We start from the raw sequence: 24,688 nt of genomic DNA on the forward strand, positions 1-24,688 counted from the left end.
TGTTAATCCCATTGATGCTGGTGCCGCGCCAGCAGTGTGTGTGCCGCTTCTGGCCCTAACGAGCCGGCGGGGTAAGTATGAAGTGGAATCTGGATTTCTTCCCAGGCGTTAACAATGCCATCGACCCATTGCCAGGCCTGCTCAACCTCGTCGCGTCGGACAAACAGGTACTGATGACCCAGCATGGCTTCAAGCAACAGGCGTTCATACGCCTCGGCGATTCGCAGGGTTTCAAAGGTTTTATTAAAACTTAAATCCAGCTGGCTTTCTTTAAGCTGCATGGTTTCACCCAGACCTGGCATTTTATTCATGATTTGAATTTCAACGCCCTCATCTGGCTGTAAGCGGATAATCAGTTTGTTGGCGTTTAATGCCGGGCAGCTTGCAACAAAAATATTATGCGGTTGCGGTTTAAAATAAATGACCACTTCACTTTGTTTTTGTGCCATGCGCTTGCCGGTACGCAGGTAAAAAGGAACCCCTGACCATCGCCAGTTATCGATGGCGACCTTAAGCGCTACAAACGTTTCCGTCTTGCTTGCCGTGCGTGCGCCTTCTTCCTCCAAATAGCCGGGAACAACGCGGTTACGCAGAACGCCGCTGACATATTGCCCTCGTACCGTGTTTTCCAGCACGTTACTCTGATTAATGGGGCGTAATGCGTTAAGCACTTTTAATTTTTCATCGCGAATGCTGCCGGCATCAAGGCTGACCGGCGGCTCCATGGCGATCAGGGACAGAATCTGCAACAAATGGTTTTGCACCATGTCCCGCATTTGACCGGCGTCATCGTAATAACTCCAACGCCCCTCCACCCCAACTTCTTCAGCGACCGTGATTTGCACGTGATCAATGGCGGTACGGTCCCAATTCGATGAAAAAATGAAATTGGCAAAACGCAGTACCAATAGATTTAATACGGTTTCCTTGCCAAGGTAATGATCAATACGATAAATCTGATTTTCATTAAAATAATGAGATACCTGGTCGTTTATGGCGATAGAGCTCGCCCGATCGTGACCGATGGGTTTTTCCAGTACAATGCGAGCGGCTCCGGTAGCGAGACCCACACTGGCCAAACCCTGGCTGATTGGTCCAAATAAGGAGGGCGGCACCGCAAGGTAACTGACAGTAATCCGTTGTCCGGGAGATACGGCTTCGAGAAGTTTTCGGTAATCCGCGGCCTGGCTTAAATCCATTTGCACATAATGACTGCGTTGCTGCAACCGCTGCAACACGGTTTCATCGATCGACTCAACAACAAAACGCTCAACATTGGTTTTTAAAAAATGGCCGTATTGATCATCGCTTAGGGCTTCACGCGCACAACCAATCAGTCGTGTATCCGCAGCCAGAAGATTTGCTTTTTCCAGCTGATACAATGCTGGGAGAAGTTTGCGTCGGGCTAGATCGCCCAAGGTGCCAAACAGGATCAAGTCACAGGCGTTATGGTCGGTTGTTGTTGGCATCATGAACCCTGATTACACTCCTGATAATACAAGTTTCGGGGACAATAACCGCTTGTTCCTCCGCGGAATTGTCGGGATTGTACAATACTGGTGATTCGCGTCAACTGCTAAAACCTGATTAGGAATTTCATTACTGCAGTCTTTGCCGTCATTTAGTACATCTAAAGGAAAATTTGTAAAAATATTTACTGATTTGTGAAATGGGGTAACATAAATGATTCCAATCTAAGGAGAAAAGGTAATGATAGAAAAACATGGGATATTTCAGCCTGAATCGAACAAAAGAAGCTCCAGTTACATTTATGCCACGCTTGACGCAGAAAGTGCACAAAGCATCGTTGCGAAAAGCATGGGTAAATTGTCACCCTGGTTAATTCGTGAGAGCAGTGTCAACGGCCTTCTCTCCATCACGTACTATAGTCCTGAATCCAAAAACATCCACCACCAACGCCTGTGCTTTAACGGAACGCAGTGGGCTCATGCACCATCCGCTCTCAATGAGGCCAAAGCAATCGCCTTGCAAAGTCAAAAAGTATCCAAAGACAATTTGAGTGAATCTGGCGGCGCGCTTTTAGCTTCTTTTTTAGCAGAACAGGGTTACCATGCTGAGAATTTAATTTACCCGCCGGAGTCGCAGGCGACAAAAAACAAATTTTATACCGGTTATGATCTCAATACCCCCTTGCAACCTTACCCCAATTAACAATCAACATAATCGATTGGCTTGTGCCTATATGCAAGCCAATCGGTAGCGCGCTACAAGGCGAATTCTTTTTTGTGCAGGTAAGCGATGCAGTGGGTGATACTCCACCAGGCTTAATGTTAAGCGGGGTGAGATTCCATCCGCCATTGCTGCGAAATGGGATTTTTTGCTAAAACCATTGTGGCTTTAATTATTAATGTGATGAATGGGCTTGTGCGTATACTTCACAAACCAAACGGTCGCGCCGCCACAATCCGGATCCGCTACTTTATGCGTCAGTACGGTAAAATGATGCAGAGCCAGCAGGTAGTCATATTCCGCCAGGCTTAATGACGCATGGTAAAGATTCTGCCCGCCATTGTCGCTCCAGATCTCGCCTTCCGAGGGTCCTGTCGTAAAAAGCAAGACGCCGCCGACATGAAGGTGGTTTTCAAACACCTTGAACATGGCGCGTTGATCATCCGGCGGCAAATGAAAAAAGCTGTGCCACGCGAGGATGGCATCAAACGTTTCATCAAGCTCCAGTGCGCGCATGTCTTCGACAATAAAACGCTGTTCGGGAAAACGCTGCCTTGCCAGTTCAATCATTTTAACTGACGCGTCCACGCCGGTAATAGTAAACCCCTGTTCAATGACATGGCGTGCGATGGGTTCGCCGGTTCCACAGCCTAAATCCAGTATCTTTTTACTGCTGCGCCGTATTTCATCACAAAGTGCATCGAGGTAAGGTTTTTCAAAAAGTTCACGACCGCGATGCGCGTCATACCAATCGACTATTTTATCGTAAGACTCATACACTTTGTCTTTATTGCTTTGTTCGCTCATAGAAACCCATTGCCTGCGCGCAATAACGGAAGTATCTCGATTAAGGGTCTTTCCGGTAAGTTAATCAGCGGCTTGTTGTCATTACCCGTACTTGCAAGCAGCATAATCAAACTGTTCACACCGTGGCAGACTGCATCGGTGCGTACTGTGCGGGTGGTGAAATTGGTAATAAATCCACCCATTGCCCGTTCGGGATTTTTAACATTGTATGTATTCTGTGGCGTATAGGCATTCTGCAATAACCAACGGCTGGTCAGGATCATCGCCTCCCGGTAACGCTGGCATTGATTGCCACCCTGTTGAGTGCAAAATTGATAAAGCACGCCCATGACTTCATTAATCCAGCCATTGCCGCTGGTCGTCATCGCGTCGAGGTAGCGTCCATTACTGTAAATGTCATTTTTATCCGTAATCTGCCGTGCCAGAATGGCTTTGGCAATGTCATCAATGGTTTTACGGTAGACCGGATTGTTGTCGACTTTAGCCAGATCAATCAGCGACATCATCACCCAGCTTGACGAAATGGAGTTAGCCGGCCGGTAATCATCACCGACAATGAAACCCTGTGTCTGTATTTGCTTTAAAAATTGCCCGGCAATTTTTAAAGCCCCCTGATGATAACGTTGATCATGCGTAACCCCGTAGAGCCTAGAAAGGGCTGAAAGCACTTGACCGGAATAAAGAAAAGACTGTTTGTTGCTGTCTTTCCATTGACCACTGGTACAGCTGGCCACCGGCATGACTGTGCCGTCCTGATTGACCCGGGTCAATAGCCAATCGCCGGCGTGTTTAGCGGCGGCGAGGTACTTGGGTTCATCGGGATAAAACTGGTTCAGTTCAAGCAGGGTAAAAATAGTTTTAGACGTTGTGCCTACCACTACCCGACAGGATTTAGTTTGGGTTTCTGGATTAAAGCCGTAATAAAAGCCCCCGGCATGAGGTCCCTCTTTTACCTGATTGGAAAGGATAAAATCAGCAATGGGTTTAAATTGTGCCGACAAGCGCTGATCCGGGTGCGCACGATAAAGCATCAGCAAGGTGTATAAACTGGAGGATGAGTAAATGGTGCGCAACAATTCCTGCTGTTTGTCCTTCCCCGCATTATAAAATTTGAAAAAACCATGCAATTGCGGGTGCATGGTTTTCAGTAAATAGGCTTCGCTGTTTTTGATCTGCTCTTTCAGGGAGTCCGCAGTCATGGTACGGACAGCGACGCGGCTGCCGGTTAATTCAAGGCCCTTTTCGCCATATTCGATGAAGGAATACCGACGTGCAGGATAATAATCAAAGGCCACTTTGAAGCGGTAATGATTTAACTCCGCTTCATTGAGGCGATCGGTCGGCTGCGGTTTCAGCGACATGTCGGTCGCTTTTTTTAAAACGTCTGCCAGGCTTGATCCATGGCTTGCCCCTTCACCGACCTTGTTACCCAGATGATAAAGGCTGACATGCACACTCCAGTCGGATTTCTGGTAGGCGTTATTCCAGGTTGCATCCAGCGTCTGCAGGTTCTGCAAAGGGGTCTGTCTGATTTGATTGATGGCAATACCGCGCACGTAACTAATGATTTCATCGCGAAAAGCCTGATTATCAACCATTGGGACAAAGGGCTTGCTGGCATAACGCATGCTGTAAGACAAAACGGACTGCGGCAACAAGCAGGCTGGCAATAGCAGGGTAGCGAGCAATTTGCGCATGGTAAAGACGGTCCTTACGCCATTTAATAATCTTTTTAAATTACAGGAGTTTACCCCGCTAAACAAGCGTGGCATTTACGATTCTGCACGACAGTGTTAGCATTGCAGCGGAAAAATTAAAAGGACTTATGCCAGCGCCATGAACCATGGGATCAATCGTTTTGTTGTACTCGTTGCTGCCATCGCCGGTCTGTCCGGTTTTCTTTTTGGTTTTGATTCCACTGTCATCGCGGATATTCACGATCAGGTGTCAGCGCAGTTATCCCTAAGCACCTGGCAATGGTCACAAATCGTCAGCGCCAGCTTGCTCGGCTCAGTCTGTGGTATTCCTCTCAGCGGCCTTATTGCGGATCGCATAAGCCGTCGTTCCCTGCTTAAAGCCGTGGCCCTGCTGTTTATTGCAGGCACTGTCATTTGTGCAGACGCCCATACCCTGACGGCGTTGCTTGCTGGTCGTTTTTTAATCGGACTCTGCATTGGCGTAGCCTCCTATGTAGCACCGCTTTACATTGCTGAAATGGCGCCCCGGAATAGACGAGGGGCCCTTGTGCTAATGAATGGGCTTGCCATCACTTCCGGTCAAGCCGCCGCCTACCTCTTGGGTTATTTTCTCCATGATGTCTCGTCTTCCAGCTGGCGGCTGTTGTTGACAATCGGTATTCTGCCCGCGTTGGTGTTATTCCTCGGCTTGTTTTTTGTTCCCCATTCCCCGCGATGGTTAATAAAGCATCATGGAGAAGAAAAAGCCCGGGAAGCCTTAAACCGGATTCGCCCTAACGCCATGGAAACGGCATTGGAGTTAGAGGAAATAAAAAAACAAGAGAGCCCTTCACAAGCCAATCCCCTGGCTCTGTTAAAACGGCCGCTTGCTGGACTGCTATTGCTGGGAGTAAGTCTTGGCATTTTCCAACAATTGTCAGGCATTAACGCCATCCTGTTTTATGGGCCGATGATTTTTCATGACGCAGGCTTCATGCCGGTTAAAAATGCCATCCTCGCCACGTTCTGGCTCAGTCTGATTAATTTCATTTTTACCGCGGTAACAGCCTGCCTTATTGATCGTTGCGGGCGACGGCCTTTGTTGCTTGGCGGCTCTTTCCTGGCCTGCATAAGCCTGCTGGCGGCAAGCCTTTTCTTTACACTCCCCAATGCCCCGTCTTCCTTTGTCCTGCTGCTATTCCTAACGCTGTATGTCATTGGCTATTGCATCAGCCTGGGCTCGTTATTCTGGGTTCTCATTGCCGAAATTTACCCCTCAGGCGTTCGAGGCATGGCCATGAGTTTTGCCACTTTAATGCAGTGGGCGGCGAATTTTGCGGTCTCCATTTCGTTTTTACAGGCCTATGAACGCGTTGGCGGAAGCGCGGTTTTTCTTGCTTTTGCCCTCATCTGTTTATCGGCCTTTGTCGTCACCTATTATTTTGTCCCCGAAACCTCTGGTGTCAGTCTTGAAAACATTGAAGAAAACCTGGCGAAAGGCTTAAACATCAGAGACATTGGTCAGTCGCTCCCCCACAGAAACAACCCGTTTGACTTCACTTTGGAAAAAACACCATGACTCATTTACCTTATAAACGCTGCCGCCTCGGCATCCTTGGTGCGGGACGCATTGGCCGCCTGCACGCAGAAAACATTCAATTTCACCTGCCGCAATTTCAATTAACCGCCATTGCCGATCCGGCAATAGACAGATCCTGGGCTCAGGGACTGTCCATTTCCATCAGCGGCGATAGCCGTGAACTCATCGAGCGCGAGGACATTGACGCGATCCTGATTGCATCCCCCTCCTCGCTTCACATTGAGCAGATTATAGCCGCGAGTGCAGCGGGCAAAGCGGTTTTTTGTGAAAAACCCATGGGCCTTACCGAGGAAACCATTCAAGACGCCTTAACCGTCGTTGAGTCGAATAATACCCTGTTGCAACTGGGTTTTAATCGCCGTTTTGATCACAGTTTCTCCACCCTGCAGGCCCAGATTAAGGCCGGAGATATCGGTGCATTGCAGATCGTGCGCATTTCGTCCCGTGATCCGGTATGCCCTCCCAAGGGGTATGCCGCCACCTCCGGCGGTTTGTTTATGGACATGACCATTCATGATTTTGACATGGCGCGTTTTTTAACATCCTCCGAAGTTGTGGAGATTTTCGCCAGCGGCGCTGTGTTGATTGATCCGGATTTTGAAGCCTGTGAGGACGTCGACACTGCCATTGTTCAACTTCGCTTTGCCAATGGGGCTTTAGGCGTTATCGACAATAGCCGTCAGGCGGTCTACGGCTATGATCAACGCATCGAGGCATTCGGCTCCCAGGGCATGCTGCTTGCGGATAATCAGCCCAATCACACGGTAAAGCATTACCGTCAGCACTTAACCACCGTCGCCAACCCCAAATTCTTTTTTCTGGAACGGTATCAACAGGCCTTCATAGCGGAACTGCTGGCATTCCATGAGGCCTGGCAAGAGAGCAGGCCCAGTCCGGTGTCAGGTTGGGATGGCCTTCAGGCCCTGCGCATCGCCAGTGCTGCAAAGCAATCACTGGCCACGGGCTTGCCCGTTCATCTTGAGTGAGGCGGGCCATGACACAGATTGATTTTGTCTTTGAAAACAATCGCCCCGTTGATGTCATTGTCATGGGACGTGTGGCTGTTGATCTCTATGCGGAACAAATAGGCAGTAGTCTGGTGGAGGCTCAGACATTCCGAAAATATTTAGGCGGCTGCGCTGGCAATATTGCCGTGGGCGCCGCACGGCTTGGACTAAACAGCCTGATGTTTTCCTGCGTCGGCAAGGATGACATCGGCACTTTTCTCAAACAGACGCTGATGCAGGAAGGCGTGGACATCAGCCTTCTTCAGGAGTCCAGCCAGCATTTAACCGGGTTGGTCTTACTGGGAATTAAACCGCCGCGTGACTTCCCGCTGATGTTTTATCGCAATGATTGTGCCGACATGCAGCTAAAGCCCGAGCATGTCCAGGAAGACAGAATGGCTGAAGCAAAAGCCCTGCTCATCACCGGTACGGGGCTGTCGACGTCCTCGATGTTTGCAACCACCCGCCATGCCGTCAACGTGGCGAAAAAAAACCGCACTGCCATCATTATGGATCTGGATTACCGTCCAGTGTTGTGGGGATTGACGGACCGGGGCAATGGCGAACTCCGTTACCTGACCAGCCGCCGCGTCACCCAAACCTATCAGCAGATTCTGCCCCATTGCGCACTGGTGGTCGGTACAGAAGAAGAAATCTGCATCGCCGGAGGCAAGGAGGACATCCACAAGGCCCTGCAGACGATTCGCGGCCTCACGCAAGCGCCGATTGTCATGAAACGCGGCGAAAAAGGAAGCGAGGTTTATTTCGCCAGAGGCAGCAGGCCTTATTCCAGCCAATCGTTCCCTGTACCCGTCCTCAATGTATTAGGCGCTGGCGATGGCTTTATGGCCGGTTTGCTGCGCGGACTGCTGACAGGCGAATCCTTTGACCAGGCAATGACTTACGCCAATGCCTGCGGTGCGTTGGTGGTCACTCGCCATGGCTGTGCACCAGCCATCCCCTTCTGGCCTGAATTAACCTATTTCATCCGCCATTATGCAGACGATCCTGAAATCTGGGCGAGTGATGAATTAGCCAAACTGCATCAGTCATTGACCCCCACATCCTCCCCCTTGTCTGAAACCCTGCTTAAACAACCTCAGGGATTTAAAGACGGTTTAAACCGCATTGTCGACATGCAGAAATCCACCTTGCCCACGGGCATGAATTTCAGTTCACTGCGACTAAAAAGCGGCCAAACATTTCATTTTGATACCGACTATGAATTTGCGGCCCTGCTGATGACTGGCCGGGTTTTTTTCCATTATCAGTCATTAAAAAAAGAAGCCGAACGCACGGATTATTTCTCACAGCTGCCTCTGGTTCTTCACTGCCCCGCCGGTATGTCGGCGCATGTGGAAGCCCTAAGTGATTGCGAGATCCTGCTGATTGAAACCGAAAACCAGCAATCCTTTGCGCCTGTGTTTTTTGATGAGACCAATCTGCTTGAATGCGATCATCGTGGCAAGGATTTGCTGGACAACACGTCCTATCGACTGGTTCGCACCGTCTTTGACAAACGCAATCGTCCCGAATCGAATCTGGTGGTGGGTGAAATCATAACCTTTCAGGGCCGTTGGTCCAGTTATCCCCCGCATGCTCACCCGCAGCCGGAAATTTACCATTACCGTTTTTCCGAACCTCAGGGCTTTGCCTTCGGCGAAAATGGCCGCGAGGTGCTGCGGATTGAACACAACGACACGTTTCAAATTGCAGAAGGCCAGTCGCATGCGCATTGCACTGCACCGGGTTACGCCATGTACACGCTGTGGTTTATTCGCCATCAACCGGATAATCCCTATCGAACCCCCACGTTCCAGAGCGAACACGAGTGGACTCGCCATGCCGGATCGCGACTGCGATCATGGCAGACAAAGCAATAAGGAAGGCAAATGAACACAATTCGTTTAACCATGGCCCAGGCCCTTTTACGGTTTTTGGCCAATCAATACGTCGTGATGGATGGCGTGGAGCAGCGCTTTGTGGAGGGCGTCTTTGGTATTTTTGGGCATGGCAATGTCACCGGACTTGGTGAAGCACTGGAGTATGATCATTGCGGCCTGACCTATTATCAGGGTCACAATGAACAGGGCATGGCCCATACCGCCATTGCTTTTGCAAAACAGCATAACCGCTTGAAAATTTTTGCCTGCACCTCTTCCATTGGACCGGGTGCAACCAACATGGTGACTGCCGCGGCGACTGCCACCACCAATCGCATTCCCCTGCTGCTTCTACCCGGGGACGTGTTCAGTTGCCGTCAACCCGATCCGGTGTTGCAGCAACTCGAAATGCCGCATGATTACACCTTGTCTGTCAATGATTGCTTTAAACCGGTAAGCCGATACTGGGACAGGATTTCCCGCCCGGAACAATTGATGACAGCCTGCATTAACGCCTTTCGTGTGCTGACCGATCCCGCAGAGACTGGCGCGGTGACCCTCTGCCTGCCGCAGGATGTGCAATCGGAATGTTACGATTACCCTGAATCGTTTTTCAGCAAACGCCACTGGTTCATTGAGCGGCCCCCGCTTTCTCAGGACACCTTGCAGCGAGCAGTCAACTTAATTAAGCAGGCAAAATGCCCTCTCCTCATTGCCGGAGGTGGCGTGCACTACTCGCTTGCCACAGCAACCCTGGCTGATTTTGCTGCCAGACATGGCATTGCGGTGGCTGAAACGCAGGCGGGTAAAAGTGCCCTTGTAGCAAGCCACCCCTTCAATGTGGGTGGCATGGGAGTTACTGGTTCAGAGGCCGCCAATCGTCTTGCTGCGCAGGCCGACGTTGTTCTGGTGGTGGGATCGCGTCTTCAGGATTTTACTACCGCCTCCAAGTCAGGATTTAAACAGGAAGACTGTCAACTCATCAACCTCAACATCAGCCGTTTTGACAGCGTGAAAATGGACAGTCTCAGTTTAAAAGCCGATGCGCGTACCGGTCTTGAGCAATTGTCGCAGGCATTGGCGGATTACCAGACTGATCTGTCCTACCAACAACAGATTAGCGAGTACCGGCTGGCCTGGGAAAAGGAATTAACGCGGATAAGCCAGCCGATACGCAAAGACGGTCTTGAGCAAACAGCCGTCCTTGCTGAACTCAATCAATTGGTCACCGGCGAAGACGTGATCGTCAGCGCTGCCGGCAGCTTGCCTGGGGATTTGCATCGCTTATGGCAATGCAAACAGCCTAAGGATTATCATCTGGAATACGCTTATTCCTGCATGGGTTATGAAGTTGCCGCCGGACTGGGTGTGCGTCTTGCCAGGGGCGATGCGGGCGAAGTGTACGTGCTTGCAGGCGATGGCAGTTACCTGATGATGCATTCTGAATTGGTCACCTGCATTCAGGAGCATAAAAAAATCACCATTCTCCTCTTTGATAACCACGGGTACCAATGCATACGCAACCTGCAGGAAGCGCATGGCAGCCGGGGATTTGGTAATGAATTCCGCTACCGCGATCCGCAATCCGGGCAATTAACCGGTGAGTACTTAACCATCGATTTTTGTCAGTATGCCGCGGCCCTGGGCGCAAAAAGTTTTTATGCAGAAAGCTATGAGCAGATTAACGCTGCACTGCAGGCTGCCAAAAAAGAAACGCGACCTTGCGTTATCGTTTTACCGGTTCTGCCTAAAACCATGAGTGAGGGCTATCACACCTGGTGGCGGGTCGGTGTAGCGGCTCAGTCCAAATCACCGCAGGTGCAACAAGCCTACAAACAAATGGCCCGTCAGCTTGAAGCGATTAAAGATTATTAAGGAGCAACACATGACCATCAAACTCGGCATCGCCCCCATCAACTGGTGCAATGATGACGATCCCTCCCTGGGCCAGGACATCAGCTTTGAACAATGCCTGCGTGAAATGGCCGAGGCCGGTTTTGTCGGCACGGAAATGGGCAACAAGTATCCCCGTAATCTGGCCGTCCTCAAGCAATCGCTGGCTGAAAAAGGCCTTGAAATGGCCAGTGCCTGGTTCAGCACCTTTTTTACCGAAGCGGAGCAATACGATGCCACCCTGTCGCGCTTCCTTGATCATTTAAGTTTTATGCGTGCCTTAGGCGCGCGATTCGTCAATGTCTGTGAATGCGGCGGCGCCATTCAGGGAACCTCACACCCCATTTTAGGACACAATAAACCGCAATTCAGCGCCAGCCAATGGCAGCAATTGATCCAGGGCTTACATACTATTGGCCGCATAGCTCATGATTTCAATATGCAGATAGCCTACCATTACCATGCAGGAACCGGTGTGTTTAACGAACAGGAAATTGATTACCTGATGCAGCACACAAGCCCTGGGCTTGTCGCCCTGCTGCTCGATACCGGCCACGCCGCAATGGCTGGCATTCACCCGGTCAGCCTGATTAAAAAATACGGGCGGCGAATCCGTTATGTGCATTTAAAAGACATCCGCAGCGACATTCTTCAGCTAGTTCAACAGCAGGAATTAAGTTTCATGGACGCCGTGCGTCAGGGTGTGTTTACCGTTCCCGGGGATGGGCAACTGGATTTTGCTGCCGTTGTTGACGAATTGCGGCAATTCAATTATCGGGGATGGATGATTGTTGAGGCAGAGCAGGATCCAGCCAAAGCGCCGCCTCTAGACTATGCACGCAAAGCGTATGCCTATCTGACGGAAGTGATGTAACTTGAGTCTACGGACGTCGGGACCACGCTTGGGTTGATGGGTTAATGCTATAATTTTAAAAAGCACCGCAAGGCATGAACCATGATTGATATCATCACCCATGACGTCTGCCAGTTGCATGACATGGGGCAATTTCACCCCGAGTCGCCAGCGAGGATTGAAGCCATTATCGATGAACTGCAAACCTCAGCCCTCCCCCTGCAATGGCATACGGCAAGACCAATCGACAGCCAATGGCTTTACGCCGCCCATGCCAGAGCCCATGTTGATCATGTGTTCACCGCCGCCCCGGTGCACGGGTACAAAGCGGTCGGTCCTGACGCCCTGATGAACCCGTTTACCCTGAATGCTGCCCTGCACGCCGCCGGCAGCCTTATTCAGGCCGTGGATAAGGTGTATCAGCAACAGGCCACGCAAGTGTTTTGCCTGGTCAGACCACCGGGGCATCATGCGGAATATAATCAAGCCATGGGGTTTTGCTTTTTTAACACGATTGCAAGCGGCGTCATTTATGCCCTCAAGCATTACGGAGTTAAAAAAGCGGGCATTGTTGACTTTGACGTTCACCATGGCAATGGCACTCAGCACATTTTAAAAGACAAAGCAGAGATCCTTTTCTGTTCTTCTTTTCAACATCCTTTTTACCCATTCACCCCCTTAGTCAGGGATCATCCGAACCTTATCCATTTACCGCTTGCAGCTGGAACAGCCGGCGAAGAATACCGGCTGCGTTTTGAAGAAAGCATTCTAGCCCCCTTACAGGCATTTAAACCCGATATTCTTTTCGTTTCCGCCGGTTTTGACGCGCATAAGCGCGACCCCATCGGCGGTTTGAACCTGGATGAAGACGATTTTTACTGGCTTGGACACACCTTAGCCAATCTTGCTGCAAATTATTGTGAGGGCCACATCATTTCTGTTCTTGAAGGCGGTTATCACCTCGAAGCCCTGGCTGATTCCACCCACAGTTACCTTTGCGGACTCTATGACGGCAGCCCTCATTAAGTGTTTTGCTCTTCCCAGGGGATAAAGGCAGTCATGTCGTTAAAACAATACAATCCGGCCGGCTTAAGCAACCAGGTGTCGGCGTGATGCTGCAACAGTTTTTGTAGCCTGTGGCTGACATGCCGGGTAATGGTCTGCAGGCGCTCGTCGGATGGCGTTTGATAACGATATGCCAGGGTAATGTGAAAAACGTGGGGTATTTTATGTTCAAGGTGATGATCCCGTGCCAGCGTCACGATGACTTCCCGCATGGTTGCCGGCAAATGGCCATAAAGCTGGATGACATCACTGACGACAATTTTTTCAATAGTGAGCGTTGGCTTTATGCACTGCTGGTCAAGACTCGCTTTCAAGCGCTGTAAGAACGGTCGATGCTCCGACAGAAACCGGTGCCACCCTTCCGCGCCTTCATTAGCCTCAGTAAACACGTTGATGGCCGTCATGTGGTAACTGGCCATAGGCAGGGGTGAAAAATAACGCAGCAACAAGGGATCATTGACCAGTGCCTGATAAACTGACTGCCAGAAAGGGGTGTCTTCCTCCCTGACGGGGCAAATGACTGTCACGCCCGGAAACGGCGTGTAATGGCCATCAGCATTAATCTTTATCAAGGCGGTGGTTGAGTACGGCAAATGAAGCCTCGGCAATCGGGTTTATTGTCATTTTAAAAAGACTTTCACATTTGTCAATTTCACATTGTTTAATCAACAAGAATATACCTATAATCAAGGCAGGGCTTCAAGGAGAGAAAAACAATGCGACGCCAATGGTACATCGGTTTTGGAGTGGTTTTATTAGGCATCCTGCTGTTTCTGGTGATGCTGCATGATACCATCTGGTTTTTAGCGGTATTGACACCGATTGTCATTCTCTGGATCTACGACATCACCCAGAAAGAGCATACCATATTGCGCAATTTCCCGGTTCTTGGGCATTCCCGCTACCTTCTTGAATTTTTCCGCCCGGAAATTCAGCAGTATTTCATTGCCGACAATGAAGCGGAACGACCGTTCAACCGCGAAGCACGCTCACTCATTTACCAACGCGCCAAAAATGTACGTGACACGGTTCCTTTCGGTACTGAACGTGAAATCACCCAGGTGGGATATACCTGGGTTTTGCATTCGCTGGCACCCAAGCATGTTTCTGAAGTCGAACCGCGCATTATTGTGGGCGGACCCGATTGCAAACAACCTTACAGCGCTTCGCGCTTAAACATTTCAGCCATGAGTTACGGCTCGTTATCGCCCAATGCCATCATGGCCTTGAACAAAGGAGCGCAACTGGGCAGCTTTGCCCACAATACCGGTGAAGGGGGTCTAAGCCCTTACCATCTGCAGGGCGGCGACATCATTTTTCAGCTAGGGACAGCTTACTTTGGCTGCCGCGATGATCAGGGGCGTTTCAGTGAAGACGAGTTTAAAATTGAAGCGAACCGCGAACAGGTCAAAATGATTGAAATCAAATTATCTCAGGGCGCAAAACCCTCGCATGGTGGTATTCTGCCTGCCGCCAAGCTGACACCGGAAATTGCAAGGGTCAGGAAAGTAAAAATGGGAGAAGATGTCCTGTCTCCCCCTGCACATACCGCGTTCAATTCGCCAATTGGTCTACTGGAATTTGTAAAAAAACTCCGTGATTTGTCAGGCGGAAAACCCATTGGTTTTAAATTGTGCGTGGGTCGTAAAGAGGAATTTCTGAGCATTTGCAAAGCCATGCTGACAACCAATATTCTGCCGGATTTCATCACGGTAGACGGTGCCGAAGGCGGTACCGGAGCCGCACCGCTTGAATACACCAACCGGGTCGGCGAACCGCTGGAAGCGGCACTGGTGTTTGTGCACAATGCCTTGGTCGGCATCAATGTACGTGACAAAATCCGCGTCATTTGCAGCGGCAAGGTGTACAGCGGCTATGATCTGGTCGCTAAAATCGCCATGGGCGCCGACATGTGCAATGCCGCGCGGGCCATGATGATGGCTATCGGCTGTATTCAGTCCAAACAATGCAATGCCAACACCTGCCCTACCGGGGTTGCAACCCAGAACGAGCGCCTGCAACGCGGCCTGGTTGTGGATGTTAAAAAGCAGCGCGTCGTCAATTACCATCGCAACACCATGAAAAGTTTTCTGGAAATGGTGGGGGCCATGGGTCTTTCCAATCCCAGCGATTTAAAACCCGACTTTCTGATGCGTCGTGTCAGTGAAGAATCCGTGAAATCCTTTTGTGAAATCTATGACTATTTAAAACCGGGTCAGCTTTTAGGGCCGGACATCCCGCCAAGTTATAAAAAATACTGGGATTTGGCAACGGCGGAGAAATTCTAAATCCGCCCGACAATGGCCGGGGTTTATTTTTCCCCGGTCACAACAAACACCGACAATTTAAAAAAGTAATCCCCCTGGTAGTGATCTTTCACTTTTTCGGCATAGGTTTGCACCATGGCTTCATTGATGCGTTTGATTTCGTCAGGCTCAATTTGCCCATGGAAGAAAGCGATGCCGTTTACAAATTTACGGAAGGTGTCTAATGAAGGTAATGTCAAGGCTTCGCCGACGCGTTGAATGTGCACTGTTTTAAGCGGCAAATCATGGAGATGCTCCATGCCCTGATGAAGTCGGGAGTAATCCACAGGCGGCTTGAATTCGCGCAGGGAAGCAAACTGCCCTGAATCCCTGACACTGTTAAACGTCCACATGAAGGGATCATCCCCGGTAGGGAACAGCGTGAAAAACCGGCCTCCTGGTTTAAGCGCCCGGGTGATATTAGCGAATGCCCGTTTGATGTCGCTTGCCCATTGCGGACACCAGAAAGACACAATGTAATCAAACGCCGTCTCAAAAGGCAACGTCAATACATCCGCCTGTTGCCAGTCAGCATTCGGGTAATCCCTGGCGGTTTCTTTAGCCAGCGCCAACATGTTGTCCGAGGCATCGACACCCAGAAAAGAGCCGAGGGGTACCTTTTCAATGATTTTTAAACTGAAACTGCCGTTACCGCAGCCGATATCCAGCACCGCATCTTGCGGTTTGATTTCTAACTGGGGTAAAAACGTGTCGGCGATGGTGGCTTGGATAAAGGAGCCGATGGCATAGTCTGATGCCGGCCATTCCTGATTTGACATGATTTCCTCACAATAACGCCCGGGCACTCAGGCCCGGGACAAGCTTATAAACAATGTTTGTTGTCGTATTTGACGCAGTGATGACCAAAGTACATTCGCAAGGGTGAAGTATAGACCTTGGGCGCCTTCTCCATCAAAAACAGAAGTTCCGGCTGCAGTTCCACGTAATTGGCATGGCTTAGCACTCCTGAGTAGGTCCGGTCAGCAAAAGCATAGAACCAGCGATTAATGAACGGCAGGATCAAACCCGGATCGTTGGAATAAAAGCGCTCATAAATGTCATGAGTCAGCTCATTCATCAGATCATAGTTGCTGGCGAAATAATGGCTCTGATTATCATGTCGATAGCGAAGCAGCGTGCTGTCATTACGATGATTCAAAACCCCCGCATCGATATTAAGCGACACCGCAACACCCGTTGCGGATTCCACCTCAAAAGGAACACCCAGTAAATCCTGGCCATTGTGTGAGCGCAGGTAATTTTCAAGGTAATAAATGGCACCATCGTTTAAGGGATCAAAATAACTGTTGATGGCGAATTGAACCGCATACTCGGTTTTGGGATCATAACCGCAGAAAACCAGGGTATTGTATAAAAATTTCTCATGGGTAATTTTTGACACGAAAAAATCTTCAATGTCCTGAATGATCGCCTCGCAATGGCGTTCGCCGCTGAGCGCACCCTGGACACGCACAACCTGAGTCGGGTAAGGCTGATGTCGCTCGAATCCTTGCCCATGCCCTGCAACATCCTGAAAATTGCTGTATTGCTTCACAACTGCCTGGCCGTCAAACACCGGATCAATCACGGCTTTAGGCGGCTCTGCGAGGTTGGCGAAACTTACCGGGGACAGCAGAAACAATGACGCTACAAGTGACATTTTCATAATTAATTCCTTTTAAAATGAAAAAGACTTCGCGAGGGCTTACGAAGACGGATAACTTCCTCCAAATTCATTCTACTCTGACTTGACGATAACACCAAATCAACACAGTGAATCAGGATTCGCCATCCCGTTTGCACGGTCCCGGCGTATCCGGTATGGTAAGAGGCTGCGGCATCGCAAATCAGGCCAGGACATGGATAAGAACATTCGAATTTACGCAGAAACAGCGGAAGCGCTGGGACTGCCGGCTGTATTCCAGCCGGAACTGAATATACTGAACATCAAGCTCAGCCGCCGCTGTTATTATTTTCATGCCGCCATCACCCCGTTTAATCAGGGCGCGAGTATTTACATTGCCAAACACAAATACCTGGCCAATTATTTGCTCGCCAGGGCCGGTTTTCCAGTCCCTAAAGCGGCCTTGCTTCTTGCCAACCATTTCAGCCACACGATTCTTTGCCAAAAAATAGAGCATTTTCGCTTTCCGCTGGTCGCCAAGCCGGCACAGGATACGGTGCGTGGACGTGATGTCTTCTGCAACATTAAAGACATAGACACCCTCCATGCTTACCTTGATGGGCAATTAAAGACGCATAAATCCATGCAGGTGGAAGAATTTCATCAGGGCCTTAAAGAATACCGTGTCCTGGTGTTTAAACGCCGCGTGATTGGCGTCGTTGAGCGCTTCGGCGCCAGGGTAACGGGCGATGGGCATCAGACCCTTGCCCAGCTGATTGAAGCCAGTAACGCGGCGCGTGAGAAATTAAGCGAGAAATTAACCATTTCGCCGCTGGTGGTTGACCAGGAATACCAGCAATGCCTGACTGAACAGGGCTTAACCCTGGAAAGCATTCCCGCGGCAGGACAAACCATTCATTTGTGCCATACTGTCAACACCGGGCGTGGCGGCGATATCGTCTCCCATGGCAAAAAAATCCATCCCCGCAATGCCCGCCTGCTGGTAAAGGCGGCAAAAACCCTGGGTCTGCAGTTTGTTGGATTTGATGTGTTATGTGAGGACATTAATCAGTCGTTTGATCACACCCAATGGCTTATTCTCGAAGGCAATTTCAATCCTAACATCACCATTCATGAGATTCCTCATCGTGGAACTCCAAGTCCTGTCACCCGCATCCTGCTGATCGATCTAATCAAACGTCACCCGCTGGCCTATCTTGCCGCTTTATCCCGCAAAAAATACGTCGGCATTGGCATAAAATTTACCTTGATTGTGGGCTTGATCCTGCTTCTGGAGCAATTGGCTAAACACATTTTGATTTTTAATTGATTTCCTGGATTTTCTCTTGTAAATCCCTGCTCCGCGTGAAATTATCTTGTTATTTTTTTATTCACAAGGAGTTGAATATGAAAGAAACCATTCCCGAACAAATCAGTGCGTTAAAAACACGAATAACGACGCTGGGAAAACTTAAAACCATCAACCCCGCCGCCCATTGGAATCCACAGGAGCTTATCCACAGGCCCACTTACATTGAAGTGCCTCTTCATCAGACCAACATGCTGAATAAAGCCAAAGAAGCCGAGGCCGCGGCGCAAAAAGAGCTGTATGGCGAGTTTAAACAAATGCAGACCTATCTCGCCACCCAGCCTCCTGACCCATTGCCGCAGAAGCGAATTAACCGGTTATTTAAAAAATTCCACGCTGCTCTGGCTTTTGAAAGAAACAACTTAAACGCCCTCTTTGACAATTATGCTCCCTTTGTGGGTGAAGCGCTTATGCCCATCACCACGGCCAGTGAACTGAAAAAGTTTATTCTCGAAGTCACCCGGTTTGATTATGATCTGCGCCTGGCTCTGGGCCACACCCAGGCACTCAGCAGCGTGATTATCAGCTGCCTGGAGTTATACTATCCCTTAGTCAGCACCAATCAAACGCTCTGCAGCAGCATTAAAAATAAATTAACATTGCTGAATGAACTCTGTAAGTTAATCGAACAAAAAAACGAGCAGTATGCCTTATGCAAGTCAAAAGTAAGACAACACATTCAAACAGCAAAAGGCAATGGGGAAATTCAGCAACACTACAAAGCGATGGCCATAGAAGCCAAACAGGCCCGCGAGTTGCAAGAAAAAAATAAAAAAAACAAGCAAGAGGCACTTTCTCTTGCCCTGAAAACCAACGTGATTGATGGCAGCAGCCTGTGGCTAGCCGCTGACTCGTTTGATTTTGCCATAAAGAAAATGCGCGCCCAGCAGGCCGTTCTTGCCGAGAAGGCAAAAACCAACCCCCGCTATGTCAAGGCGAGTGACATTGCGGATAAACTGTGCAATGACTTGCAGCAATTACGACACGATTATTTTGATGAGGGGACAATTCAAGGCATTGACACCTTAAGAGAAGCCTACGAAGGTCTGATTGGTGAGGCACGTACGGAATTAGCCAACCATCGCGGCGTAAACCGATACGTCGTCGACACCCTGGCTTATTTCAATGTCAGAGCAGGCGGCTGTTTTGCCTTTTTCAAAGGGCCGAAAACCGATTCGGAAAGAAAACTGAATGGTTTATTGCACGATTTAAATGCGATTGATTTTCCCGATCACAAAGACAATCGCTCCCTTCTACAGGTACCTTCATCGCCGTGTTAAGCGGCGTTAATCCCCCACCAGGCCATGCTTCTTACTGTGCTGTTGCACCGCCTCATCGAGACTGGCGGCCTCTGTCAGGGCCGCGACATTTTCACGGGTAAAAAACCCGTCAAACTGATGGCAGCGTTCAACGTATTCGGTAATCAGGATGGAATACGGCGAGTGTTTGGAAAAAATCTGCTTTAAATCCGGCTCCGTGCCGCAGGAGCCGAAAACCTGGGCAAGGAAGGGAATGGATAACTCATTTTGCAGGGTATTCACCACGTAATCAATGTTCTTAAGGCCGCATGGGTGATCGCCATCAATCACTTCAATGGCAATATGATGCATACGCCGGCCATAATTTCTGACAAAATTCTCCGTTGGCATGGGCAAGCCCTCAAACGAATTCACCATAAAAGGTGTATTATTGGCCGTAAATACCTTGGCCGGTGATTTAATGTCCTGCCCATGCGCGGTGCGATTAACATTGGTGGACGAATTCATATCGCTGATATTGTAAGCACCCCAAAAATAATAATTCGACAGGCATAACAACTCCAGAATCGCATCTTCACGTTCCCCGGCAAGAATACGGGTCGCCATGTGATCAATGCCTTTTAACAAGGGTTTAATGCCCTTGTCGATACTGAGTTGATCCATGCTGTCGAGTGCTTGCTGCTGTGCCCTGGTCAACTTAAAAGGTTGCCCGAGATTCAGGTTTTCAAAGTCAAAAATATCAGCATCGGTATAACCTAAGGCATTGAATGAGTAATCAGACAGTTTGGTGAAGGCAAACTGGCCATTGCAATAAAATTTATTTTCAGTGGTGGCCGGATCGCAAAAATGAAACCCCTGGGATTGAAGAATGTCCCTGGTTTCCTGCTGATTTTTTGTCTTGAACAGTTCGCCCACGTAGCGCGCATTAAATTTTTCCCGTGAATTGGGGTACATTTTATTGATGCGGGTAATGTCATCACGAAAATTGGGATCCAGCGGTTCGAGAATAATTAAAACAGGCGATTCGGTCGTATTCACCAGACAATAAATTTTATGGGTATCGCTGATGTAGCTGGATTGATAGCGGTAAGGCGTCATGAGGTAGAGCTCTTTCAAATAACTCAACGCATCACCCGTCTGCACCTGAATGACCACCGCACACATGTCACCGTATAAATCCTGCAAGCCTGCCGTTTGACGCCGCTCGTAGATTTTCATGCGGTATTCATTAAAATAATCCGAGTTTTGCTTGTCGCCTTTCGGGGTATAGGTTAAGGGGTTGATCATTGTGGGCTCCTGCTTTACTGTCGCCTTTACTACTTTCTAAGTATATACACAAAAAGAAAGGTCGAAGAAATGAGTAAAGACTACCTGATTTAAACAGATGCCTTTAATTCAATATTGAAATGTGATGAAATAAGCAACAAATAGAAATTTAGTCTTCATTTTTAAATTATACAGCCAGTTTATTTGATTAGTTTTTGCTCATATGGTAGAATTTTTTGATTCTCAATTCATCTCTCTTTTAGTAGAAGAACGTGTATGCCTAACAATAATTCAATAGCAACGCCTGCGTCACTGCAAGAATTTTTGGCACATGCCGATTCAATGTATCGCGCCTCCCTGGATACTATTCCCTTATTTGATTCCAGCCAAACGCAACATTGGGATACGCAACAAAAGCGGCATTTTGCGGCCATTTTTTACCACTTGCGTGGCCATTTTATTAATTTTATGTGGTACATGGCCAATTTTTCATCCAACGAGCAAATCAAACAGGTCATATTAAATAATATCCATGAGGAAATAGGCATTGGCACCCGTTTTTCTCATGAACTGCTGTATGAGCGTTTCGCCACGGAATGCCAGGTTAATATTCATGAGGAAATGCTGTCGGAAACCTTCTATCTTCCTTTTGCCCGTGAATTCAACAAAAAACATCTACAATGGCTTACCTGCCATAGTGAAGAGGAGCGGATCGCTGCTTTTGCCGCTTACGAACGACTTGATAACCTTGATTACCCTCTTTTGGTTAATTTGGCTAAATCGCTGCACATTTCACAACAAGGCATGGCCTTTTTTAACGTCCATGTCCATGTGACTCATTTTGATTCGGTACTCGATTTACTATTGCCAATATGGGAAACTGAGCAGAATAAAGTAAAAAGCGCGTTTGAATTTATTTATACTCATCAGCGTAAGATGTGGTCAAACTTGTCAGACGCCATCTTTTCACTGGTACGCTCTGAGGGGGTTGTTGCCTAGTCAATTTTAGGGAATTTAACAATAAAATGAGCAAACTCATTCATTTTTCCTTTACATTGAATGTCTCCTCCCGCTGCCTGCATCAGTAATTTACAATAGGCTAACCCAACTCCGGTCCCGTCTTTGCGATCGGAGTAAAAAAAATCAAAGATTTTTTCTGTATTCTTGGTGTATAGCCCTTTAGCCGTATCCTTTACGTGCAGGTAGTTAAAATCATCCTTCTCGCCCCCTTTCTCCAACCAGATGAAAATCTGACCTTTACCGATTTCGTCAATGTATTCAAAGCTATTTTTTAACAGGTTCCAGATTAGGTTTTTAAAGGCCATTTCTTCTATCCAAACCTGAAAATCATGTTCGTAATCGCAATGAATCAATGCCTTTTGCTCCTCTTTGAGAGGATAATCCTCCAGCGTTTTTTCAAGCAAAACAGCCACAGGGTGGATAGCGAACGCGCTTGTATCAAACTTCTCACGTTTAATATTATTAAGCTGCATGCTGATGAGCTGATTGCCCATTTCGATGCCGCGAGTAATCTTGTTGAGGTTTTCCTTCATGTCTTTTTGAATTTCGGGATTATTCAGCTTGGCGAGCAACAACTCTTGCAATTCCGCCTGCAAATGAATGCTGGCCAATGGGGTGCGCAGGTCATGGGCAATACTCCCTGCCAGTAAGCGAAGTCCAGATAACCTTCCTGCCTGAATAATTTCCCTGTCGCGAGCAAACAGCGCACCAATAAGGATTGCTGCGGAGTAAGTAATGGTAAGACCAAAGACCGATAAGTTACCCGGAATATACTCAAAAACATTCGTCGACAGTTGAAAGAAACAAAAAAAAGCCACCCCCACCCCTAAAAGCAGCAGAACCAGTGCCCCAAGCGCACTGGTTACCAGCAACAGGAAAAAAATAGCCGAGACACAATTCATTAGCCAAAGGGTTGTCCCATGATTCAATAAGGTCAGGTAACAAAAGAAAAAAGGGAGGCAGAAAAGCAGGGTCACGTACCAGAATACAGGTAGAATTCTTAATAAAGAAGTGGGCCAGAATTTATTGAAGGCTAATAATGCGCACAGGGTCGTCGCAATCAGACGCAAAAAAAACTCCTCTGTCAGTTGAAAACTCTCAAGCTTCCAGAACACCCCAAAAAGCGGGTAGTTGATCATCATCACAATACCAAACAAGGTGATCTGATGACTGGCTTCTTCCGTTTGCCTGACAAGATAGGAGTAAATAAGGGTGAGTGTGTTTTTTAACCACCGCATTCGTATTTAATAAAAAAAGTATAATCTACAGAGAATACCATATTATTCCGTGCTCGTGTTGAATTAAGTCAATTCGCTGCCTGTCTGCTCTTTTTGGGAGGATTTGACCGGAGAAGGTCTCCCGATTTGGCTTGGCCCAACTCATCGATTTCACGGTAGCTATTGACAATCCCCCATCGTTGGCCATAACATGTATTCATTGTAAATTATTTTTACTCCCATTGGTGTTGTGATGGATTATTTTACCAAACCTGCAATCTGTTCAAATCGTCTTGCTCTCCTCCTCCGCTAAGGCGGACAATACTTAATCACACATTCTATTTTCGCTGACCTCCCCTGATTGAAGGTCGTTCTTTCAATTTAAAGTTAATATGAGTAATGATGATGTCTACTACACGTTTTGCAGCCTGGGTTATGTGGGCTACCGCTTCCATTTTTTATGCTTATCAATACATTTTGCGGGTCATGCCGAACATCATGCTCGAGGATTTTACCCGACAGTTTCATATCGACAGTGCAGTATTTGGTCAATTTTCAGGCGTTTACTACATTGGCTATTCTTTGATGCATTTACCCTTAGGTATTTTGCTCGACCGCTTCGGGCCGCGTAAAGTAATGACTGCATGTATTTTACTCACCGTCGCTGGACTCATGCCTATTCTTTTTTCAGAGCACTGGATATACCCTGTCATTGGCCGGGCATTAATCGGCATGGGTTCTTCAGCAGCCATCCTTGGTATTTTTAAAATCATTCGTATGGGCTTTGACGAACAACGTTTCACCCGATTGCTGAGCTTGTCTGTGACCATTGGTTTGATCGGTGCAATTTATGGTGGCGGGCCGGTCAGTGCCCTTTGTGATCAGTGGGGCTATCAGGCCGTGATTAAACTGTTCTGTGCCTTTGGTTTTGCTCTGGCATTGATGACCTATTTCATTATCCCTGATCTGAAAAAACCCAATAAAAACAAGGTAATGTCCGATATCAAAGCCGTCGTTACCAACAGGAAAGTAATCACTTTATGCCTGCTCGCAGGACTCATGGTCGGGCCGTTGGAAGGATTCGCAGATGTCTGGGGTGCTGCCTTCCTGCAGCAGATTTATGGCTTAAGCCATGAAAGCTCAAGCTACATCACCTCGATGATTTTTTTAGGCATGTGTTTTGGCGCCCCCTTTTTAAGTTTAATGGGTGAAAAAAGCGGTAATTACCTGGGTGTCATCATTGGCGCGGGTCTGGTGATGTTTTTTTGTTTTATGCTGATGATTGCCGGTTACCTCACCTCCGTCACTCTGGTGGCCAGTTTTATTGCCGTTGGCGTTTGTTGCGCTTACCAGATCCTGGCGATTTATAAGGCATCCACTTATGTTCCCGAACAGATTGCCGGTTTAACGACGGCTGTCGCCAATATGATCATCATGAGTTTTGGTTATGCCTTTCATTCAACCATCGGCATGATCATCCAGGCTTTTGGCGGCGCTAAAACAGCGCAGGCTCTGATTTACGGTGTAGGGATTATCCCGGCGAGTCTGGGGATTGCCATTCTGGGCTTTTTGATGCTCTTATACCGCGAGCGCCAGGCGGCAATGGCTGTGCAAAGCAACGACTTGCTATCTGCCTGATTATAAGATTAAGCG

20 protein-coding genes are annotated in these 24,688 nt (G+C 48.4%); 12 read left to right on the plus strand and 8 right to left on the minus strand.

Features of this window, described 5'->3' with window-relative positions:
* Window positions 1-2 precede the first annotated feature (2 nt).
* On the minus strand, window positions 3-1,469 hold the full coding sequence (zwf, locus tag GH742_RS09580; protein ID WP_203456908.1) for a glucose-6-phosphate dehydrogenase: 1,467 nt from the start codon (window positions 1,467-1,469) through the stop codon (window positions 3-5).
* A gap of 241 nt (window positions 1,470-1,710) precedes the next feature.
* Here zwf and GH742_RS09585 point away from each other — a divergent pair, with 241 nt between their 5' ends.
* The gene (locus tag GH742_RS09585) at window positions 1,711-2,172 is read left to right on the plus strand and encodes a hypothetical protein (RefSeq protein ID WP_203454757.1); all 462 of its coding nucleotides are present in this window, start codon (window positions 1,711-1,713) and stop codon (window positions 2,170-2,172) included.
* A 186-nt stretch (window positions 2,173-2,358) separates the two neighbouring features.
* Here the strand turns inward: GH742_RS09585 and GH742_RS09590 are convergent, their stop codons facing one another.
* Window positions 2,359-2,997, minus strand: a complete 639-nt coding sequence (locus GH742_RS09590) for a trans-aconitate 2-methyltransferase (RefSeq protein WP_203454758.1) — start codon at window positions 2,995-2,997, stop codon at window positions 2,359-2,361.
* A complete protein-coding gene (locus tag GH742_RS15625) occupies window positions 2,994-4,694 on the minus strand; it encodes a hypothetical protein (protein ID WP_239005195.1) in 1,701 nt (566 codons plus the stop codon). The genes GH742_RS09590 and GH742_RS15625 overlap by 4 nt, the downstream gene beginning before the upstream one ends.
* A 139-nt stretch (window positions 4,695-4,833) precedes the next feature.
* On the opposite strand from GH742_RS15625, the gene GH742_RS09600 reads away from it, so the two are divergent.
* The 6 genes from GH742_RS09600 (at window position 4,834) to GH742_RS09625 (ending at window position 12,935) form a co-directional block, all read left to right on the plus strand.
* Window positions 4,834-6,252, plus strand: a complete 1,419-nt coding sequence (locus GH742_RS09600; protein ID WP_203454759.1) for a sugar porter family MFS transporter — start codon at window positions 4,834-4,836, stop codon at window positions 6,250-6,252.
* The gene (gene iolG, locus GH742_RS09605) at window positions 6,249-7,259 is read left to right on the plus strand and encodes an inositol 2-dehydrogenase (RefSeq protein ID WP_203454760.1); all 1,011 of its coding nucleotides are present in this window, start codon (window positions 6,249-6,251) and stop codon (window positions 7,257-7,259) included. Before GH742_RS09600 ends, iolG begins: the two co-directional genes overlap by 4 nt.
* Window positions 7,260-7,267: 8 nt before the next feature.
* Window positions 7,268-9,163, plus strand: coding sequence for a 5-dehydro-2-deoxygluconokinase (iolC, locus tag GH742_RS09610; protein ID WP_203454761.1), 1,896 nt, complete (start codon window positions 7,268-7,270; stop codon window positions 9,161-9,163).
* Window positions 9,164-9,172: 9 nt separating this feature from the next.
* On the plus strand, window positions 9,173-11,038 hold the full coding sequence (gene iolD, locus GH742_RS09615) for a 3D-(3,5/4)-trihydroxycyclohexane-1,2-dione acylhydrolase (decyclizing) (RefSeq protein WP_203454762.1): 1,866 nt from the start codon (window positions 9,173-9,175) through the stop codon (window positions 11,036-11,038).
* Between the two features lie 10 nt (window positions 11,039-11,048).
* Window positions 11,049-11,930, plus strand: a complete 882-nt coding sequence (iolE, locus tag GH742_RS09620; protein ID WP_203454763.1) for a myo-inosose-2 dehydratase — start codon at window positions 11,049-11,051, stop codon at window positions 11,928-11,930.
* 81 nt (window positions 11,931-12,011) lie between these two features.
* Window positions 12,012-12,935 carry a histone deacetylase family protein gene (locus tag GH742_RS09625; RefSeq protein WP_203454764.1) on the plus strand — a complete coding sequence of 308 codons (924 nt, stop codon included), beginning with the start codon at window positions 12,012-12,014 and terminating at the stop codon, window positions 12,933-12,935.
* Here GH742_RS09625 and GH742_RS09630 read toward each other — a convergent pair.
* Window positions 12,932-13,567 carry a DUF1868 domain-containing protein gene (locus tag GH742_RS09630; protein ID WP_203454765.1) on the minus strand — a complete coding sequence of 212 codons (636 nt, stop codon included), beginning with the start codon at window positions 13,565-13,567 and terminating at the stop codon, window positions 12,932-12,934. The genes GH742_RS09625 and GH742_RS09630 overlap by 4 nt on opposite strands.
* 123 nt (window positions 13,568-13,690) lie before the next feature.
* Between GH742_RS09630 and GH742_RS09635 the strand changes: the two genes are divergently transcribed.
* Window positions 13,691-15,262: an FMN-binding glutamate synthase family protein gene (locus GH742_RS09635; RefSeq protein ID WP_203454766.1), complete on the plus strand. Its 1,572-nt coding sequence runs from the start codon at window positions 13,691-13,693 to the stop codon at window positions 15,260-15,262.
* A 23-nt stretch (window positions 15,263-15,285) separates the two neighbouring features.
* Here GH742_RS09635 and GH742_RS09640 read toward each other — a convergent pair whose 3' ends face one another.
* Window positions 15,286-16,059: a methyltransferase domain-containing protein gene (locus tag GH742_RS09640; RefSeq protein WP_203454767.1), complete on the minus strand. Its 774-nt coding sequence runs from the start codon at window positions 16,057-16,059 to the stop codon at window positions 15,286-15,288.
* A gap of 44 nt (window positions 16,060-16,103) precedes the next feature.
* Window positions 16,104-16,946: an Lpg0189 family type II secretion system effector gene (locus tag GH742_RS09645; RefSeq protein ID WP_203454768.1), complete on the minus strand. Its 843-nt coding sequence runs from the start codon at window positions 16,944-16,946 to the stop codon at window positions 16,104-16,106.
* 193 nt (window positions 16,947-17,139) lie between these two features.
* Between GH742_RS09645 and GH742_RS09650 the strand changes: the two genes are divergently transcribed.
* Entirely contained in the window at window positions 17,140-18,234 is a 1,095-nt protein-coding gene (locus GH742_RS09650; RefSeq protein WP_203454769.1) for a UDP-N-acetylmuramyl peptide synthase, read from the plus strand.
* A 77-nt stretch (window positions 18,235-18,311) separates the two neighbouring features.
* Window positions 18,312-19,553, plus strand: coding sequence for a hypothetical protein (locus GH742_RS09655; protein ID WP_203454770.1), 1,242 nt, complete (start codon window positions 18,312-18,314; stop codon window positions 19,551-19,553).
* Window positions 19,554-19,559: 6 nt separating this feature from the next.
* On the opposite strand, the gene GH742_RS09660 is transcribed toward GH742_RS09655, so the two are convergent.
* Window positions 19,560-20,819 carry a hypothetical protein gene (locus tag GH742_RS09660; protein WP_203454771.1) on the minus strand — a complete coding sequence of 420 codons (1,260 nt, stop codon included), beginning with the start codon at window positions 20,817-20,819 and terminating at the stop codon, window positions 19,560-19,562.
* Window positions 20,820-21,074: 255 nt separating this feature from the next.
* Between GH742_RS09660 and GH742_RS09665 the strand changes: the two genes are divergently transcribed.
* Window positions 21,075-21,797, plus strand: coding sequence for an iron-containing redox enzyme family protein (locus GH742_RS09665; RefSeq protein ID WP_203454772.1), 723 nt, complete (start codon window positions 21,075-21,077; stop codon window positions 21,795-21,797).
* Here GH742_RS09665 and GH742_RS09670 read toward each other — a convergent pair.
* A complete protein-coding gene (locus GH742_RS09670; protein WP_203454773.1) occupies window positions 21,794-23,056 on the minus strand; it encodes a HAMP domain-containing sensor histidine kinase in 1,263 nt (420 codons plus the stop codon). The genes GH742_RS09665 and GH742_RS09670 overlap by 4 nt on opposite strands.
* Window positions 23,057-23,440: 384 nt before the next feature.
* Here GH742_RS09670 and GH742_RS09675 point away from each other — a divergent pair, with 384 nt between their 5' ends.
* Window positions 23,441-24,673 (plus strand): MFS transporter, encoded by a 1,233-nt coding sequence (locus tag GH742_RS09675; protein ID WP_203456910.1) that lies wholly within the window; start codon window positions 23,441-23,443, stop codon window positions 24,671-24,673.
* Window positions 24,674-24,688 lie beyond the last annotated feature (15 nt).

Source organism: Legionella sp. MW5194, from assembly GCF_016864235.1.
In the GTDB taxonomy this organism is placed as follows: domain Bacteria; phylum Pseudomonadota; class Gammaproteobacteria; order Legionellales; family Legionellaceae; genus Legionella_C.